This window comes from Streptomyces albidicamelliae, from assembly GCF_025642175.1.
Taxonomy (GTDB): domain Bacteria; phylum Actinomycetota; class Actinomycetes; order Streptomycetales; family Streptomycetaceae; genus Streptomyces; species Streptomyces albidocamelliae.
Genome location: NZ_CP106795.1, coordinates 1,845,491 through 1,861,252 on the forward strand (window position 1 = coordinate 1,845,491; position 15,762 = coordinate 1,861,252).

10 protein-coding genes and 1 pseudogene are annotated in these 15,762 nt (G+C 73.8%); 1 reads left to right on the forward strand and 10 read right to left on the reverse strand.

Annotated features, from left to right (window positions below; genetic code table 11):
* Positions 1 to 804: 804 nt before the first annotated feature.
* Positions 805 to 981, reverse strand: coding sequence for a hypothetical protein (locus tag N8I86_RS08570; RefSeq protein WP_185091440.1), 177 nt, complete (start codon positions 979 to 981; stop codon positions 805 to 807).
* A gap of 604 nt (positions 982 to 1,585) precedes the next feature.
* Between N8I86_RS08570 and N8I86_RS08575 the strand changes: the two genes are divergently transcribed.
* Positions 1,586 to 2,998 (forward strand): serine/threonine-protein kinase, encoded by a 1,413-nt coding sequence (locus tag N8I86_RS08575; RefSeq protein WP_263277507.1) that lies wholly within the window; start codon positions 1,586 to 1,588, stop codon positions 2,996 to 2,998.
* A gap of 58 nt (positions 2,999 to 3,056) precedes the next feature.
* Here N8I86_RS08575 and N8I86_RS08580 read toward each other — a convergent pair whose 3' ends face one another.
* From N8I86_RS08580 to N8I86_RS08620, 9 genes and pseudogenes are all read right to left on the reverse strand, one after another.
* Complete coding sequence (locus N8I86_RS08580; protein WP_073899513.1) at positions 3,057 to 3,875, reverse strand: TrmH family RNA methyltransferase; 819 nt, start codon at positions 3,873 to 3,875, stop codon at positions 3,057 to 3,059.
* Positions 3,876 to 3,971: 96 nt separating this feature from the next.
* Complete coding sequence (gene cobA / locus N8I86_RS08585; RefSeq protein ID WP_073899515.1) at positions 3,972 to 5,204, reverse strand: uroporphyrinogen-III C-methyltransferase; 1,233 nt, start codon at positions 5,202 to 5,204, stop codon at positions 3,972 to 3,974.
* A 158-nt stretch (positions 5,205 to 5,362) separates the two neighbouring features.
* Positions 5,363 to 9,474: pseudogene (cobT, locus tag N8I86_RS39575) on the reverse strand (nicotinate-nucleotide--dimethylbenzimidazole phosphoribosyltransferase).
* Between the two features lie 346 nt (positions 9,475 to 9,820).
* Positions 9,821 to 11,041: a precorrin-6y C5,15-methyltransferase (decarboxylating) subunit CbiE gene (cbiE, locus tag N8I86_RS08595; protein ID WP_073899517.1), complete on the reverse strand. Its 1,221-nt coding sequence runs from the start codon at positions 11,039 to 11,041 to the stop codon at positions 9,821 to 9,823.
* 122 nt (positions 11,042 to 11,163) lie between these two features.
* On the reverse strand, positions 11,164 to 11,802 hold the full coding sequence (locus N8I86_RS08600; RefSeq protein WP_073899519.1) for a GNAT family N-acetyltransferase: 639 nt from the start codon (positions 11,800 to 11,802) through the stop codon (positions 11,164 to 11,166).
* Between the two features lie 199 nt (positions 11,803 to 12,001).
* Positions 12,002 to 12,835 (reverse strand): MetQ/NlpA family ABC transporter substrate-binding protein, encoded by an 834-nt coding sequence (locus N8I86_RS08605; protein ID WP_073899521.1) that lies wholly within the window; start codon positions 12,833 to 12,835, stop codon positions 12,002 to 12,004.
* A 72-nt stretch (positions 12,836 to 12,907) separates the two neighbouring features.
* Positions 12,908 to 13,651: a methionine ABC transporter permease gene (locus N8I86_RS08610; protein ID WP_073899523.1), complete on the reverse strand. Its 744-nt coding sequence runs from the start codon at positions 13,649 to 13,651 to the stop codon at positions 12,908 to 12,910.
* Positions 13,648 to 14,691 carry a methionine ABC transporter ATP-binding protein gene (locus N8I86_RS08615; RefSeq protein ID WP_073899525.1) on the reverse strand — a complete coding sequence of 348 codons (1,044 nt, stop codon included), beginning with the start codon at positions 14,689 to 14,691 and terminating at the stop codon, positions 13,648 to 13,650. The genes N8I86_RS08610 and N8I86_RS08615 overlap by 4 nt, the downstream gene beginning before the upstream one ends.
* A gap of 394 nt (positions 14,692 to 15,085) precedes the next feature.
* Positions 15,086 to 15,736 (reverse strand): HAD family hydrolase, encoded by a 651-nt coding sequence (locus N8I86_RS08620; RefSeq protein WP_073899527.1) that lies wholly within the window; start codon positions 15,734 to 15,736, stop codon positions 15,086 to 15,088.
* Positions 15,737 to 15,762 lie beyond the last annotated feature (26 nt).

Genomic DNA, 15,762 nt, shown 5'->3' on the forward strand with positions numbered 1-15,762 from the left:
GACAGTTGGAGCAAGCCGCGCGGTGACCGGAGCCGCTGCGCGGACACCTTGCGCGGGCTGCGCGGTGATCCGTGCCGACGCGCGGACAGCTGGAGCAAGCCGCGCGGTGACCGGAGCCGCTGCGCGGACACCTTGCGCGGGCTGCGCGGTGATCCGTGCCGACGCGCGGACAGCTGGAGCAAGCCGCGCGGTGACCGGAGCCGCCGGGCGGAGAGCTGGCCTGGGCCGCGTGGTGATCCGTGCGGGCGTGCGGACAGCTGAAGCAAGCCGCTTGGTGACCGGAGCCGCCGGGCGGAGAGCTGGCCTGGGCTGCGCGGTGATCCGTGCCGACGCGCGGACAGCTGGAGCAAGCCGCGTGGCGTGCGGACAGCTGGAGCAAGCCGCGTGGTGAGCAGGCCGCCGGGTGGAGAGCTGGCGCGGGCCGCGTGGTGGACGGTGCCGCTGTCGGGAGGCGCTCGGGCCGATGCGCTCGCGGAGTGCCGCTGCGCGGACACCTGACGTGGGCTGCGCGGTGACCGGTGCCGGCTGACTCGGGCTGTGTGGTGACTCGTGCCGCCGAGCGGACAGGTGACGCGGGCCGCGTGGTGACCGGTGCCGCCGTCAGGCAGGCACGGCCGATCGCGCTCGTCCGGTGCCGCCGCGTCCGCCCCGGTGACACGGCCGCCCGGACCCGGAAACGGCGCAATGCCGGCGCAGCTCCCCAGCTGCGCCGGCATTCGTGCCGTCCGCCGCACCCCCGTCCCCACGGGGTTTCCTGGATGGATGTCCCCACCCGGACCGCTCTTCCGGGCCTGGGGGCGCCGCTCAGCGCCCCAGCATCACACCCACGGACGACGCCTGTGTGGCCACCGTCTCCCAGCCGTCGAAGACGAGGAGGAGCAGGGCCGCCAGGGGAAGGGCCATGAGCGTCGCCACCAGGGGGTGGCGACGGCCCGTCCGGCGGGGGGCGAACGTCGTGCGTCGCGGTGCCGTGTGGGCCATGGTCCCTCTCCTGACCGTCTGTGTGGTTCTCGGCAAGCGGCGGGTGACCGACCTCGGGGGACGAGTGCTGCACCCGCCGCTTGACCTCAAATCTAGGCGTGGGCCGCATCCGGGGCGTCATGCCTTCGTACCGATCGGCGGGCCTCCCGGAGGATGAGCCACGACCCGCGAGGTACTCCCCAGGGTGGAGACGCGGTCCCGCGTCTCGGGGTCTTCCCCGAGGGGGTGCCCGCGGTGTCCCGTCATGTCGGATCCGTCCGGCGGGCCGGACGGAGTGACTTCGCTCACTCGCGCCGGGGGCCGGAAAGGGTCCGCGGAAGGCGGGTGATCCACTTCGGGGGCGGTCCGCCGCACCGTTCGCGTCGGACCGGCGGCGGGCGTCCCGGCCCGCCGGCTCACCTCCGCACTGATCCCAACCTCCCCTTCCTGACGTCCGGTTGCTCGGTCGGCCTCCTCAAGACCTGCGTACGCGCCGGGTTCCTGACCGTTTTTCACGTGGCACATGCGGTGGCCACAATCCGTTCGGCCCCGAGGGCGCGGCCTCTGCGCGCAGGCGGCCACGGAAACGTAAGCTGTGCCACGTCACAGGGACCGGGCAGCGGGGATGAACATGGCGATGATGCGCCTGAGGCGCGAGGACCCGCGCGTCGTCGGCTCGTTCAGGCTTCACCGACGGCTCGGCGCGGGCGGAATGGGCGTGGTCTACCTCGGCTCCGACAAGAAGGGCCAGCGGGTCGCGCTCAAGGTGATCCGGCCCGATCTCGCGGAGGACCAGGAGTTCCGGTCCCGGTTCGCGCGTGAGGTCTCGGCGGCCCGGCGGATCCGGGGCGGCTGCACGGCCCGGCTGGTCGCCGCCGACCTGGACGCCGAGCGGCCCTGGTTCGCCACCCAGTACGTGCCCGGCCCCTCCCTGCACGACAAGGTCGCCGACGCGGGGCCGCTCGGCGCCGCGGACACGGCGGCGATCGGCGCCGCCCTGTCCGAGGGGCTGGTCGCCGTGCACGAGGCCGGTGTCGTCCACCGTGACCTCAAGCCCTCCAACATCCTGCTGTCCCCCAAGGGGCCGCGGATCATCGACTTCGGTATCGCCTGGGCCACCGGCGCCTCCACGCTCACCCACGTGGGCACCGCGGTCGGCTCCCCCGGCTTCCTCGCCCCGGAGCAGGTGCGCGGCGCGGCGGTGACCCCGGCGACGGACGTCTTCTCGCTGGGCGCGACGCTGGCGTACGCCTCGACCGGTGACTCCCCGTTCGGGCACGGCAGTTCCGAGGTGATGCTGTACCGCGTGGTGCACGAGGAGCCCCAGCTGTACGGCGTACCGGACGCGCTCGCCCCGCTGGTGCGGGCCTGTCTGGCGAAGGACCCCGAGGACCGGCCGAGCACCCTGCAGCTGTCGCTGCGGCTGAAGGAGATCGCCGCCCGGGAGGCGCAGGGTCTCGCCGAGGCGAGGCCGCCGGGGCCGCGCGCGGAGGAGGCGGACCGGCCCACGGGGCGGCTCGTCGACACCTATCCGGACCAGCAGCGGCGCGCCTCTCCCCACACTCCGGTGCCGCGTGGCGGTGTCCCCTCCCGCGGCGGCGCTCCGTCCCGCGGCGGGGTGCCCTCACGGGGCGGCGGCACGCGGGGCGGAGGTCCGGCCTCCCGCCCGGGTGGTGCCCGTACGACTCCGGCGCCGCGCGGTGGTGGCGCGCGCTCCCACACCGGCAGCCGTCCCGCTCAGCGCGGTGGTGCGCGGCGTCCGGGACAGCAGCGCGCGACGGGCACCGGGCTGCGGCCGGCCAATCCGCGGCTGCTGCGCCAGCGGTTGTTCGTGTTCGTGGTGGTGACGCTGCTCGTGGCGCTCGGCATCGCGGTGGCGCAGGGCTGCCAGGGGCCGGCGCGCGGGCTCGGCGGTGACGGCGGCCGGCGGCAGGCGCAGCCGAGCCACGCGCCGCTCGAAGGCGCCGGACCGCTCGACGGCGGTGTGCCGACGGCCGGCGGTACCGCGTCGGCGCCGAGCCTGGATCTCGGCAGGTGAGCCCCGGCCGGGCGGCTCGGGACTCCGTACGGGCGGCCAGGGACTCCGGCCGGGCGGCTCAGGACTCCGGACGGCCGGTTGCCACCGCGTAGAAGGCGACGGCTGCCGCGGCTCCCACGTTGAGGGAGTCGACGCCGTGGGACATGGGGATGCGGACCCACTCGTCGGCGGCGACCAGGGCCTGGGTGGACAGCCCGTCGCCCTCGGCGCCGAGCATGAGCGCCACCCGGTCCATCCGGTGCGGGGCGGCCTCGTCGAGGCTGCGGGCCTTCTCGTCCGGGGTGAGCGCGAGCAGGGTGAAGCCCGCCTCGCGGACCGACTCCAGTCCCTTCGGCCAGGTCTCGAGCCGGGCGTACGGCACGGAGAACACCGCGCCCATGGAGACCTTGACGCTGCGGCGGTACAGCGGGTCGGCGCAGTCCGGTGAGAGCAGGACCGCGTCCATGCCGAGGGCGGCGGCCGAGCGGAAGATCGCGCCGATGTTGGTGTGGTCGTTGACCGACTCCATGATCACCACGCGGCGGGCCGAGCGGAGCAGTTCGGCGGCCGTCGGCAGGGGCTTGCGCTGCATGGACGCGAGGGCCCCGCGGTGGACGTGGTAGCCGGTGACGCGTTCGGCGAGATCGGGGCTGACGGCGTACACCGGGGCCGGGAGTTCGTCGATGACGTCGCGCATGACGTCGACCCACTTGGCCGAGAGCAGCATGGAGCGCATCTCGTAGCCGGCTTCCTTGGCCCGGCGGATGACCTTCTCGCCCTCGGCGATGAACAGACCCTCGGCCGGTTCGCGCTTGCGGCGCAGCTCGACGTCGGTCAGGCCCGTGTAGTCGGAGAGGCGAGGGTCGTCGGGGTCGTCGACGGTGATGAGATCGGCCACAGGGTGATACTGCCTTGTCCTGGGTGTGGTGCCAACGGCTGGGAGCGGGTGGGTTACCCGGGGTTACGCGTGATCGAGCCACGCGCGGCCCGGGGGTCAGGCGGAAGTGCCGGGGCCGACCTGCACGACCTCGCCGATGACGATGACCGCCGGGGGCTTCACGTCCTCGGTCCGTACGGTCTCGGCGACGGTGGCGAGGGTGGCGTCCACCCGGCGCTGGGCGGCCGTGGTGCCCTCCTGGACCAGGGCGACCGGCGTGCCGGGGGACCTGCCGTGCGCGACGAGCGTCTCGGCGATCTTGCCGATCTTGTCCACGCCCATCAGGACCACCAGCGTGCCGGTGAGCCTGGCCAGGGACGGCCAGTCGACCAGGGAACGCTCGTCGTCGGGGGCCACGTGCCCGCTGACCACGGTGAACTCGTGGGCGACGCCCCGGTGTGTGACCGGGATGCCCGCGGCGCCCGGTACCGAGATCGAGCTGGAGATGCCGGGGACGACCGTGCACGGGATGCCGGCCTCGGCGAGCGCCTGGACCTCCTCCATGCCCCGGCCGAAGACGAACGGGTCGCCGCCCTTGAGACGGACGACCGACTTGCCCTGCTTGGCGTGCTCGATCAGCGCGTCGTTGATGGCCTCCTGGGCCATGTAGCGGCCGTACGGGATCTTCGCCGCGTCGATCACCTCGACGTGCGGCGGGAGTTCGGCGAGCAGGTCGCGCGGGCCGAGCCGGTCGGCGATGACCACGTCCGCCTCGGCGAGCAGCCGGCGGCCGCGGACGGTGATCAGATCGGGGTCGCCGGGGCCGCCGCCGACCAGGGCGACGCCGGACGTGCGGGTGCGGTGGTGCGGGGCGACGAGCGTGCCGTCGCGCAGGCCCTCCACGACCGCGTCCCGGATGGCGGCGGTGTGGCGGGGGTCGCGGCCGCGCGCGTCGGTGGTGAGCACCGCCACGGTGACGCCCTCGCTGTGTCCGGTCGCCGGGGTCCAGGCGGTCGCCCGGTCGGCGTCGTCGGAGCGGACGCACCAGACGCGGTTCCGCTCGGCCTCGGCCGACGCCCGTGTGTTGGCCTCGGGGTCGCTGGTGGCGATGAGGGCGTACCAGGCGTCGGCGAGGTCGCCGTCCTCGTACCCCCGGCGCAGCCAGGTGATCTCGCCGGTGTCCGCCATGGCCTCGACGGAGGGAGTCGCCTCGGGAGAGACGAGCACGATGTCCGCACCCGCGGCGATGAGCGCCGGCAGGCGTCGCTGCGCCACCTGACCGCCGCCGAGGACGACCACGCGACGGCCGGAGAGGCGGAGGCCTACGGGGTAGGCGGGGTGTTCGGCCATGAGGTACGGCTCCTCGTGCAGCTGTGGGTCGGGCGCGCTGGTGAGATGGGCGCGCTGCAACTTCGGAGCGGCCCTGACGTGCGGATTTTATGCCGTGGGCACGGCGGACGGCAGGGCGGTCCGGCAGCTGAACACCGGACCGCCCCGTCGCGCGACGGCTACTTCTCCGTGACGCCCGCCGAGTCGAAGGTGGCCACCTCGTGCATCGCCCGTGCCGTGCTCTGCACCAGCGGCAGGGCGAGCAGGGCGCCGGTGCCCTCGCCGAGACGGAGGTCGAGGTCGACCAGGGGGCGCAGGCCGAGCTTGTTGAGGGCGGCCACGTGGCCGGGCTCCGCGCTGCGGTGGCCCGCGATGCAGGCCGCGAGGACCTCGGGGGCGATGGCCCGGGCGACCAGGGCCGCCGCACCGGCGCTGACGCCGTCCAGGATCACCGGCGTACGCAGCGAGGCGCCGCCGAGGAGCAGTCCGACCATGGCCGCGTGCTCGAAGCCGCCGATGGCCGCGAGGACGCCGACGGGGTCCGCCGGGTCCGGCTGGTGGAACTCCAGGGCGCGGCGGACGACGTCGGTCTTGCGGGCGAGCGTCTCGTCGTTGATGCCCGTGCCGCGTCCGGTCACCTCGGCCGGGTCGGCGCCGGTGAAGACGGAGATCAGCGCCGCGGACGCGGTGGTGTTGGCGATGCCCATCTCTCCGGTGAGCAGCGCCTTGTTGCCGGCCGCCACCAGGTCGCGGGCGGTCTCGATGCCCACCTCGATGGCCGCCTTGGCCTCTTCGCGGGTCATCGCGGGGCCGGTGGTCATGTCGGACGTGCCGCCGCGGATCTTGCGGGGCAGCAGGCCCGGGGTGGCGGGCAGGTCGGCGACGACGCCGACGTCCACGACGCACACCTCGGCGCCGACCTGGTTGGCGAAGGCGTTGCAGACCGCTCCCCCGCCCAGGAAGTTGGCCACCATCTGGGCGGTGACCTCCTGCGGCCACGGGGTGACGCCCTGGGCGTGCACGCCGTGGTCACCCGCGAAGATCGCGACGGCGGCGGGCTCCGGGATCGGCGGCGGGCACTGCCGGGACAGCCCGGACAGCTGCGCGGAGATGATCTCCAGCATGCCGAGCGCGCCGGCCGGCTTGGTCATGCGCTTCTGGCGCTCCCACGCCTCGCCGAGCGCCTTGGCGTCGAGCGGGCGGATCTGTGCGACGGTCTCGGCGAGCAGGTCGTGGGGTTCCTCTCCGGGCAGGGCGCGGCGGCCGTACGTCTCCTCGTGCACCACCCAGGACAGGGGGCGCCGCTTGGACCAGCCGGCCTGCATCAGCTCGGGCTCGTCCGGGAACTCGTCGACGTACCCGACACACAGGTAGGCGACGACCTCCAGGTGCTCGGGCAGGCCGAGCGAGCGGACCATCTCCCGCTCGTCGAAGAAGCTGACCCAGCCGACGCCGAGGCCTTCGGCGCGGGCGGCGAGCCAGAGGTTCTCCACCGCGAGCGCCGAGGAGTAGGGCGCCATCTGCGGCTGGGTGTGCCGGCCGAGGGTGTGCCGGCCACCACGGGTGGGGTCGGCGGTGACGACGATGTTGACCGGGGTGTCGAGGATGGCCTCGATCTTCAGTTCCTTGAACTGCTTCGCCCGGCCCTTGGGCAGCGACTTGGCGTACGCCTCGCGCTGGCGCATCGCCAGTTCGTGCATGGTGCGCCGGGTCTCGGCGGACCGGATGACGACGAAGTCCCAGGGCTGCGAGTGGCCCACGGAGGGCGCCGTGTGGGCCGCCTCCAGGACGCGCAGCAGCACCTCGTGCGGGATCGGGTCGCCGCGGAAGCCGTTGCGGATGTCGCGGCGCTCGCGCATGACCTTGAGCACGGCTTCGCGTTCGGCGTCGTCGTAGCCGGGCGCCGCCGGGCCGGTGGACCGCTCTGCCTCTGCCACGTCGGCCGTGCTTTCTTCCTGGTCGGCGGCCCTGGTCCGCAGATCGTCGGCGTGCTGTACGACATCGGGGCGTTCGGCGTCCGGCGCGGCCGGTACGACGGCCGGCTCGCCCTCGCGCGGCGCGGGCACCGTGGCGGCGACCGGCTCCGGCTGCTCCTGCGGACCCTGGAGGTCCTGGAGCCTGTCCGCGGGAAGGACGAGGGGCTGCGGCGGGGTCGGCGCGAGGTGCGGGGTGGTCGGCACCTGGCCGTCCACCGGCACGAACCGGCCGAGCGGCTGCTCCGGCTGCGGCGCCGGCGCGACGTCCGCGGCCGGTGCGTCGGCGGGGGCCGGCTGCTCGGGGTCTCCGGGTGCGCGCCCGCGATGGCGGCGGCCGTCCCGAGGTGCGCGGTCGTCTCCTCGGCGGGGGCGGGCACGGGCGCCTGCTCGGCGGGCAGCGTCTGCGGGCCGGCCGGGGCGAGGGGCTGGACGGCCTGCTCGGGGGCGGCCTGCGCCACGGTGTCGGGGTGGGCCTGCGGCTCCGGGTGGACCGAGGGCTGGGGCAGCGGCGCAGTGGGCAGCGCCTCGGCGGCGGGCTCGGCGGGGCCGGCCTGCTGCGGATCCTGGACGACGAGGGGGTGCGGCTGGGGCGCGCCCTCTGCCTCGACGGCGGTCGGGACCGGTACGGCTTCCTCGGCGGGGGCCTCCACAAGGGCCTGCGGCACGGGGGCCCCGGCCGCGGTCTCCTCGGCTCCGGTCTCCTCGGCTCCGGTCTCCTCGGCTCCGGTCTCCTCGGCCGCGGACTCCTCCGGTACGGCGACGGGGGTGTTCTCGGACGGTGCGGCGGGCTCGGCGGGCTGTACCGGCGTCGGCTCGGTCACCGGTACGGCGACGGCTTCGGGCACCGGCTGCCCGGCCGCGGGCTGCGCCTCGGGGAGCTCCGCCACCCCGGCGGCGGGGCCGGCCGCCGGATCCTCCGGCTGGGCGGCGTCCTCGGCGGCGACCACGGGCGGCTCGGTCTGCTGGGCGTCGGCGACCTCGGGCGTGGCCTCGGCCGCGGCCTGGCCGGCACCGGCCGTCCCGGGTTCGGTCACGACGACGGCTTCGGCGGGCACCGGAGCCTGCGTCGCGTCGGCGGTCTGCTCGCCCGCGCTCTGCTCGGGGGCGTCCACCGGCTGAACCGTCTGCGGAGCGGCGTCCGGCTGCTGGACGGGGACCGGCTGCTGGACGGTATCGGCGTGCTGAGCCGGATCTGTCGGCTGAGCGGGATCGGCCTGCTGACCGGGATCGGCCTGCTGGACGGGCATGATCGCCTCGGCCGGCACGTCCGCCGGCACGCCCTGGACGTCCGTCTCCGGTGCGTCCGCCTCCTGGGCGCCGGGACCCGGCTCGGCCGTACCCGCCTCCTGGACCGGCACGGCCGCCTCGGTGTCAGCGGGCGCGTCGGCGGTCTGCCCGGCCTCGGCGACGGCAGGCGTGACGCCTTCTTCCGGCGCGACCGCGGCACCCTCGACCGGCTGCCCGTCCGGCGCGGCCTCGGCGGCGGGGTCCTCGGGGCCCTGCTCCGGGGGAGCCGTGGACACACCGTCGTGACCGTGGGCGGGCTGCACCCCGTCGTGGCCGTGCACGACCTGGGCCGGTGCCTGAGCGGCGGCCTGGGTGGCGAGACGGGCGATGGTCGCCTGCGCGGCGCCGGTCTGCTCGGCCTGCTCGGCGGCGTCGGCCACCGGGACGGCGGCCGGGTCAACCGTTTCGGCAGCCGGCGCCTGCGCGCCGGCCTGTACCGCGGCGTCGGGGGCCGTGCCCGTGTCGGCCGGGGCGTGGGCGGCGGGCGCGGCACCCCACGGGGCCGCGCTCTGCGGGGCCATGTCGCGCAGGGGCTGCGCCTCGAAGTACTCGGGACCGGCGGTCTGCGGTCCGGGCTGCCGTACCGGCGCTCCGGCGGGTCCGCGGTCGGCGAGGGAGCGGACCGGACTCGCGGAGGCGTCGGGGATCGGCGGGCCGAGGTGCAGCGGGCGGCGCGCCTGCTGCTGGGCGGCCGCCGGGTCGTGCGGCGCCGAGAGAATGGGCGACGACACCGCGGACGCCGGGGCCGGGCTGGGCAGGCGCACACCGCTGAGGTCGACCGAACCGCTGTCCCGGCCCGCCGTCTCGTGCGGGCCCGGCTGGTGGACGGCCTCGACCACCGGCTCCGGAGCGGGTGGCGGCACTTCGTTGCCCCACGCGCCCTGGGCACCCGGCAGCAGCAGGTCTTCGTCCTCGGCCGGCGCCTCGGACAGGTAGGTGTACGCACCGTGCGCGGGAACGCCCGGCTGTTCCACCATGCCTGCGCTCTCCGGCTGCCCCTCGCCCGGGACCTGGCCGGTGTCCGTCATGCGTACCCCTCGCCCATCGGTTAGTGCTCCTACGACCAGCTCACCCGGAACGGCGCACCGACCGCCCCGTAGTGAAGAACGAGCGTCCGTGCCCAGCGGCACGAACGACCCGCCCAAAAAAGGCGACAAAGCCATTCAGTGGCATTGTCCCGGCCGTTCCCCCGTCGCGACAGCATGATCCGCGACAGCCCGCTGTGGACTGCGCCACGTTGCGCGTCCTCCGGTTACGCAGTACCGCACCCACCCTCAAAGCGGGCGTGCGTTCCGGACATTGGCGAACGAAGTTCCGGGCCGCCGGTGCGGTACAACGATCGGCCAGCCTACCGCGCGCGGTACGACAACCGGATCACGGGGCGCGATCCGGCAGAACCCCGCTGAGCAGGAACGCTACGTTCCGCTCGGTCTCCGTCCAGGCCCGGGTGTCGAGTTCGACGGACTGCAGCAGGGCGCACTCGACGCGGTATCCGTGCTCGGTCAGATCACGGCCGACGAGTTCCGCCGCGTCGCGGGTCGCGGCGTGCGTGACGATGCGCTGCGGGCGCCGGTCGGCGACCGCGGAGACGACGGCCGCGCCCCCGCCGCCGACCCGTACGACGTCGGGCTCGGGCAGGTTTTCGAGCACGTGCGGGGCGGTGCCGTGGACCACCTGAAGCTGGACGCCGAAGTGACGCGCGGCCGCGTCGGTCCGCTCGCAGGCCCGCGGGAGCCGGTCGACGGCGATGACGGCGGCACCGGCGCGGGCGGCCTCGGCGGCGAACGCGCCGGAGCCGCAGCCGATGTCCCAGACGAGGTCGCCGACGCGGGGGCCGAGACGGGCGAGTTGGGCGGCCCGGAGCAGTTCCGTCTCGCCCTCCCCGAGGCCGCCGCCGTACGTCTCGTCGGGCTGGACCCAGCCGCGCGGGCCGGTGGCGGGGTCGCGGCCGGCGATCCAGCCGCCGCCGTCGGCCGGGCCGGCCGGTGCGGTGGTTCCGCCGATGACGACGACCACGTTGGGGTCGCGCCAGGTGTGGTCGGCCGCCTTGTCGGAGGTGACGACGCTGACCTGTTCGCGTTCGGTGCCCAGTTCCTCGCAGATGACGAAGGTGCGGTGGACGCCCTCCAGCAGCAGGCCCAGTTCGGCGGGGCCGGCGCCCGGCGCGGTGAGGACGGCGACCTTGGTGTGGGCGCGGCAGACGTTCACGGCCCGGCGCAGGGTGCGCGGGTGGGCGACGACCACCTGGGCGTCGTCCCAGGGCATGCCGGCGCGGGCGAAGGCGGTGGCGACGGAGGAGACGGCGGGGACGACCTCGACCTCCAGGCCGAACTCCGGCGCGCGCAGGGTGCGTACGACACCGAAGAAGCCGGGGTCGCCGTCGGCGAGGACCACGGCGGTGCCGCGGTGCGCGGCGATGCGGCGGGCGGCGAGGGCGAGGCTGCCGAGGCGGATGCGTTCGGCGGCGGGCGGGATCTCGGGCAGCGCCAGGTGGTGGGCCGCGCCGGCCACGAGCGTGGCGGCGCCGAGGGCGGAGCGTGCCGCGGCGGTCAGCGGCGAGCCGTCCCAGCCGATCACCGTGACCCGGTCGGCCATCGTCGTGTTTCTCCAGATGTGCGCAGGTCGTCAGGGCCAGGGGCCCTCGGTCGGGCTTGGTGAGACTACCCGGTGGGGCGGCCGGACGCGCGCCCGGGCCTGGCCCGCGGGACGAGCGGGCGTCAGTTCCAGTCGGAGTACGAGGTGAAGCCGCTGGTGTCGGCGAGCTGTTCTTCGGTGCTCGCGAGGTCCTCCGGGAGGAGGCTCCAGACGATGAAGTCGGTGCGCATGTCGGTCCAGGTGCCGTCCTCCATGCGCACGTGGACTATGCAGGCGTTGCGCAGGACGCCCTCGCTGATGCAGCCGATCTTCTGGGCGACCTGCTGGGAGGCGGTGTTGTCCGCGGCGGTGCGCAGCTCGATGCGCTCGAACTTCTGGTCGCCGAAGAGCCATTGCGCGGTGGCGAGGGCGGCCTCGGAGGCGTACCCCTCGCCGCGGGCCCAGGGGGCGACGATGTAGGACAGCTCGGTGGCGCGGATCCGCCAGTCGGTCCTGGTGAGCTGGACGATGCCGACCAGGCGCTGGGTGAGGAACTCGGTGACGGCGAGGTCGAGACCGTGGCCGGAGCCGCGTTCGGCGGGGGCGTACTGGGTGATCCAGTGCCGGGCACCGGCCTCGGTGAAGGGCTGGGGGACGTCGGTCCAGGCGGCGATCTGCTCGTCGTTCATCATCTCGGCCAGCGCGGGCACGTCGTCCTCGTCGAGGGGACGCAGCACCAACCGCTCCGTGCTGATGGAGATGTTGGGGAAGGTGCTAGTCATGCGCCGCTCCGTAACCTTCGGAAGAGTTGATGGGTCATCAGGACCGTCGGGGGCGACCCCGCTGAACTGCCCAGCATGCAGCATGAAACCCCGGAACCGCACGACGGGGTCCACTCCGTGTGAGGGAGTGGACCCCGTGCGTCGCGAAACGCCGTGCACGTCCGGTGCCGGCCCGGAGGGGCCGGGCCGGCCGGAACGATCAGAAGGACGGGATGACCGAGCCCTGGTACTTGTCCTCGATGAACTTCTTGACCTCGGGCGAGGTGAGGAGCTTCGCGAGCTTCTTCACCCGCGGGTCCTTCTCGTCGCCCTTCTTCACGGCGAGGAAGTTGCCGTACGGGCTGTTCTTCGCGGACTCCAGGACCAGGGCGTCCTGGGCGGGCTTGATGCCGGAGGAGATGGCGTAGTTGCCGTTGATCACGGCCGCGTCCACGTCGTCCAGGGAGCGCGCGGTCTGGGCCGCCTCGACCTCCTTGAACTTCAGGTTCCGCGGGTTCTTGGTGATGTCCGCCGGGGTGGCCTCGGTGCCGACGCCGTCCTTGAGGGTGATGAGCCCGTTGGCGGCGAGCAGCTTCAGGGCGCGGGCCTCGTTGACGGCGTCGTTCGGGACGGCGACGGTCGCACCGCTCTTCAGGGCGTCGGCCTTCTTCACCTTGTGGGAGTAGAGGCCGAGCGGCTCCAGGTGCACCGTGACGACGGGCACGATGTGGGTGCCGCGCTTCTTGTTGAAGTCGTCGAGGTACGGCTGGTTCTGGAAGTAGTTGGCACCGACGGAGCCGTCCTCGGTCGCCGTGTTCGGCGTGATGTAGTCGGTGAACTCCTTGACCTCGAGGTCGAGGCCGGCCTTCGACGCCAGGTTCTTCTTGACGAAGTCGAGGATCTGGGCGTGCGGGGTCGGGCTCGCGGCGACGACCAGCGGGCCGCTGTAGTCGGCGGAGGAGGCGGAGTCCTTGCCGGAGCCGCAGGCGGTCAGCCCGAGGGTGAGGGCTCCGGTGGCGAGGACGGCGGCGGTGATCTTGGCGGTGTTACGCACGAAAAGTGCCTTTCCTGATGGGTGGTGCGACCCCGTGTCGGGTGGACGGGGAGTCTGGGGAGAAAGCGGTGCTCAGCTCTTCCTGACCGCGTCGGCGGCGGCCGGGCCGGCGAGGACGCCGCGCAGGGGCCTGAAGAGGAGCAGGCCGCCGGAACCGCCGCTGCGGCGGTGCAGGGAGCGGGCCGCGTAGTCGCCGACGACCTGGAGCAGGGAGATGACGACCGCGAGGATGGCCACGGTGATCCACATCATGCCGGTCTCGAAGCGCTGGTAGCCGTAGCGGACGGCGACGTCGCCGAGGCCGCCGGCGCCGACCGTGCCCGCCATGGCGGAGTAGCCGATGAGGGCGATGATCGTGGTGGTGGCACCGGAGATGAGCGAGGGGAGCGCCTCGGGCACGAGGACGCTGCGGACGACCTTCCAGGTGCTGCCGCCCATGGACTGCACCGCCTCGACGAGACCGCCGTCCACTTCGCGGACGGACATCTCCACCAGGCGGGCGAAGAACGGGATGGCGCCGATGGCGAGCGGCACGATCGCGGCCTCGCGGCCGATGGTGGTGCCGGTGATCCACCGGGTGAAGGTCATCAGCGCGACCATGAGGATGATGAACGGCATCGAGCGGGCGACGTTCACGATCTGCCCGATGACCTTGTTCACCACGACGTTGCGCAGCTGGCCGTCCCGGTCGGTGAGGACGAGGAGGATGCCGAGCGGAAGTCCGCCGACGACGGCGATCAGCGTGGACCAGCCGACCATGTAGAGCGTGTCCCAACACGCCTGGGACAGCACCGGCTGCATCTCGGACCAGGTCACTTCGCACCCTCCTTGACCAGCAGGGGCGCCGCGCCCTCGTGGCCGACGACATCGATCTGCAGGCCCTGTTCGCGCAGGAAGCCGACGGGCACCACGTTGTCCTCGTACCGGCCGGGCAGCTCGATGCGCATCCGGCCGATCTGGAGGCCGCCGACGGTGTCGATGGCGGCGCCGAGGATCGAGATGTCGACGTTGTAGGTGCGCGAGAGCTGGGAGATGACCGGCTGGGTGGCGGCCTCGCCGTGAAAGGTGACGTCCAGGACGGTCCGCTCGGCACCCGAGGCCTCGCCGCCGACCGGGAACAGCGCGGCGGCCAGCTCGGAGCCCGGGGTGGCCAGCAGCTCGCTGACCGTGCCGGACTCCACGATCCGGCCCCGCTCCATGAGGGCGGCGGAGTCGCAGACCGACTTCACGACGTCCATCTCGTGGGTGATGAGCAGGACGGTCAGGCCCAGCTGCCGGTTCAGGTCGCGCAGCAGCTGGAGGATGGAGCGGGTGGTCTCCGGGTCGAGGGCGCTGGTGGCCTCGTCGGAGAGCAGCACCTTGGGGTCGCCGGCGAGGGCGCGGGCGATGCCGACGCGCTGCTTCTGCCCGCCGGAGAGCTGGGCGGGGTAGGCCTTGGCCTTGTCGGCCAGGCCGACCAGGTCCAGCAGTTCCAGGGCCTTGCGGGAGCGTTCCCGGCCGGACCTGCCGAGGATCTCCAGGGGCAGTTCGACGTTGTCCTGGACGGTCCGCGAGGACAGCAGGTTGAAGTGCTGGAAGACCATGCCGATGCTGCTGCGGGCCCGGCGCAGTTCCCGGCCGGCGCGCGGTCCGCGGCCGGCCAGGGCGGTGAGGTCCTGCCCGGCGACGGTCACGGTGCCGGTGGTGGGGCGCTCCAGCAGGTTGACGCAGCGGATGAGGGAGGACTTGCCGGCGCCGGACTGTCCGATGACGCCGTAGACCTCGCCTTCGCGGACATGGAGATCGACGCCGTCGAGGGCGGTGACCTCACGGCCGCGGGAGCGGTAGACCTTGGTCAGGCCCGAGGTGGTGATCACGTGGGTTTCCGTCACTGTCGAGTGCGCGGGGCATGGGTGTGCCCGGGCACGGGTGCATTCGTGCGTTCGTTCAGGGACGCGGCACGGTTCTCACGGAGGTGGTGCGACCGGGGAGAACGCCGTGTGCGCGGGGCGGCCGGCGATCGCGCTCGTGAATCGGCGCGGGACAGGCCGTGGCTCTCGCTTCGGGGCGCGAGGCTCAGGTGGTGCGGGGGCCCTCTAGAAGGCGCACATTCGGCACGGACACATACAACGAGCACCGGGCGTAGTGGTCGCCTCGGTCGCAGGGATGCGGCTGCTCGTGGTGGTCATGCGATCAGTAAAGCAGACGTACGGTGCTGACCGGTGACCGCTGTCCGCATAGTGGACAGCGGCGGACACCCGGGGCACGGGCTCAGCGGCGGACGGCGACCTCGACGCCGGCGGGGGTGACCAGTGCGGACAGGGCCGAGAGGTCCCGCACCACCAGGTCGGCGTCCAGCTCCTGCGCGCGGTGGGTTGTGGCCAAGGCCACGGTGGTCATACCGGCCGCCCGGCCCGCCCGGAGTCCGGCGGGGGCGTCCTCGAAGACGACGCAGCGCGCCGGGTCCACGCCGAGCCTGCGGGCCGCGAGCAGATAGGGCTCGGGGTCGGGCTTGCCGCGGGTGACGTCGTCGGCGGAGACCAGCAACTTCGGGCGTATGCCCACCGCGTCGAGGCGGGCCTCGGCGAGGCGGCCGGTGGCGGAGGTGACCACGGCCCAGCGGTCGGCGGGCAGGGAGTCCAGGAAGTCCCGGGTGCCGGGCAGCAGCCGTACTCCCCCGTTCGGCACGTCCTCGACCTCCAGCCGCTCGACGCGGGCGACGGCCTCGGGGACGAGGTGGGCGGGCAGCAGGTCGCCGACGATCTCCACCGCGGTGCGGCCGTGCAGCTCCACGCGCCCGAACTGCTCGGCGGTGATCCCGTACTCCCCGGCCCAGCGGGTCCAGCAGCGCTCGACGGAGTCGAGGGAGGAGACCAGGGTGCCGTCGTTGTCGAACAGGAGTGCGTGTGCGTGGATCGTCATGGTCTAGACCCTACGGCGTACGGCGG

Coding starts and splice junctions, on each gene's coding strand:
- N8I86_RS08570 (WP_185091440.1), bottom strand. CDS start 981: ATGGCCCACACGGCACCGCGACGCACGACGTTCGCCCCCCGCCGGACG.
- N8I86_RS08575 (WP_263277507.1), top strand. CDS start 1,586: ATGAACATGGCGATGATGCGCCTGAGGCGCGAGGACCCGCGCGTCGTC.
- cobA (WP_073899515.1), bottom strand. CDS start 5,204: ATGGCCGAACACCCCGCCTACCCCGTAGGCCTCCGCCTCTCCGGCCGT.
- cbiE (WP_073899517.1), bottom strand. CDS start 11,041: ATGGCCGACCGGGTCACGGTGATCGGCTGGGACGGCTCGCCGCTGACC.
- N8I86_RS08600 (WP_073899519.1), bottom strand. CDS start 11,802: ATGACTAGCACCTTCCCCAACATCTCCATCAGCACGGAGCGGTTGGTG.
- N8I86_RS08620 (WP_073899527.1), bottom strand. CDS start 15,736: ATGACGATCCACGCACACGCACTCCTGTTCGACAACGACGGCACCCTG.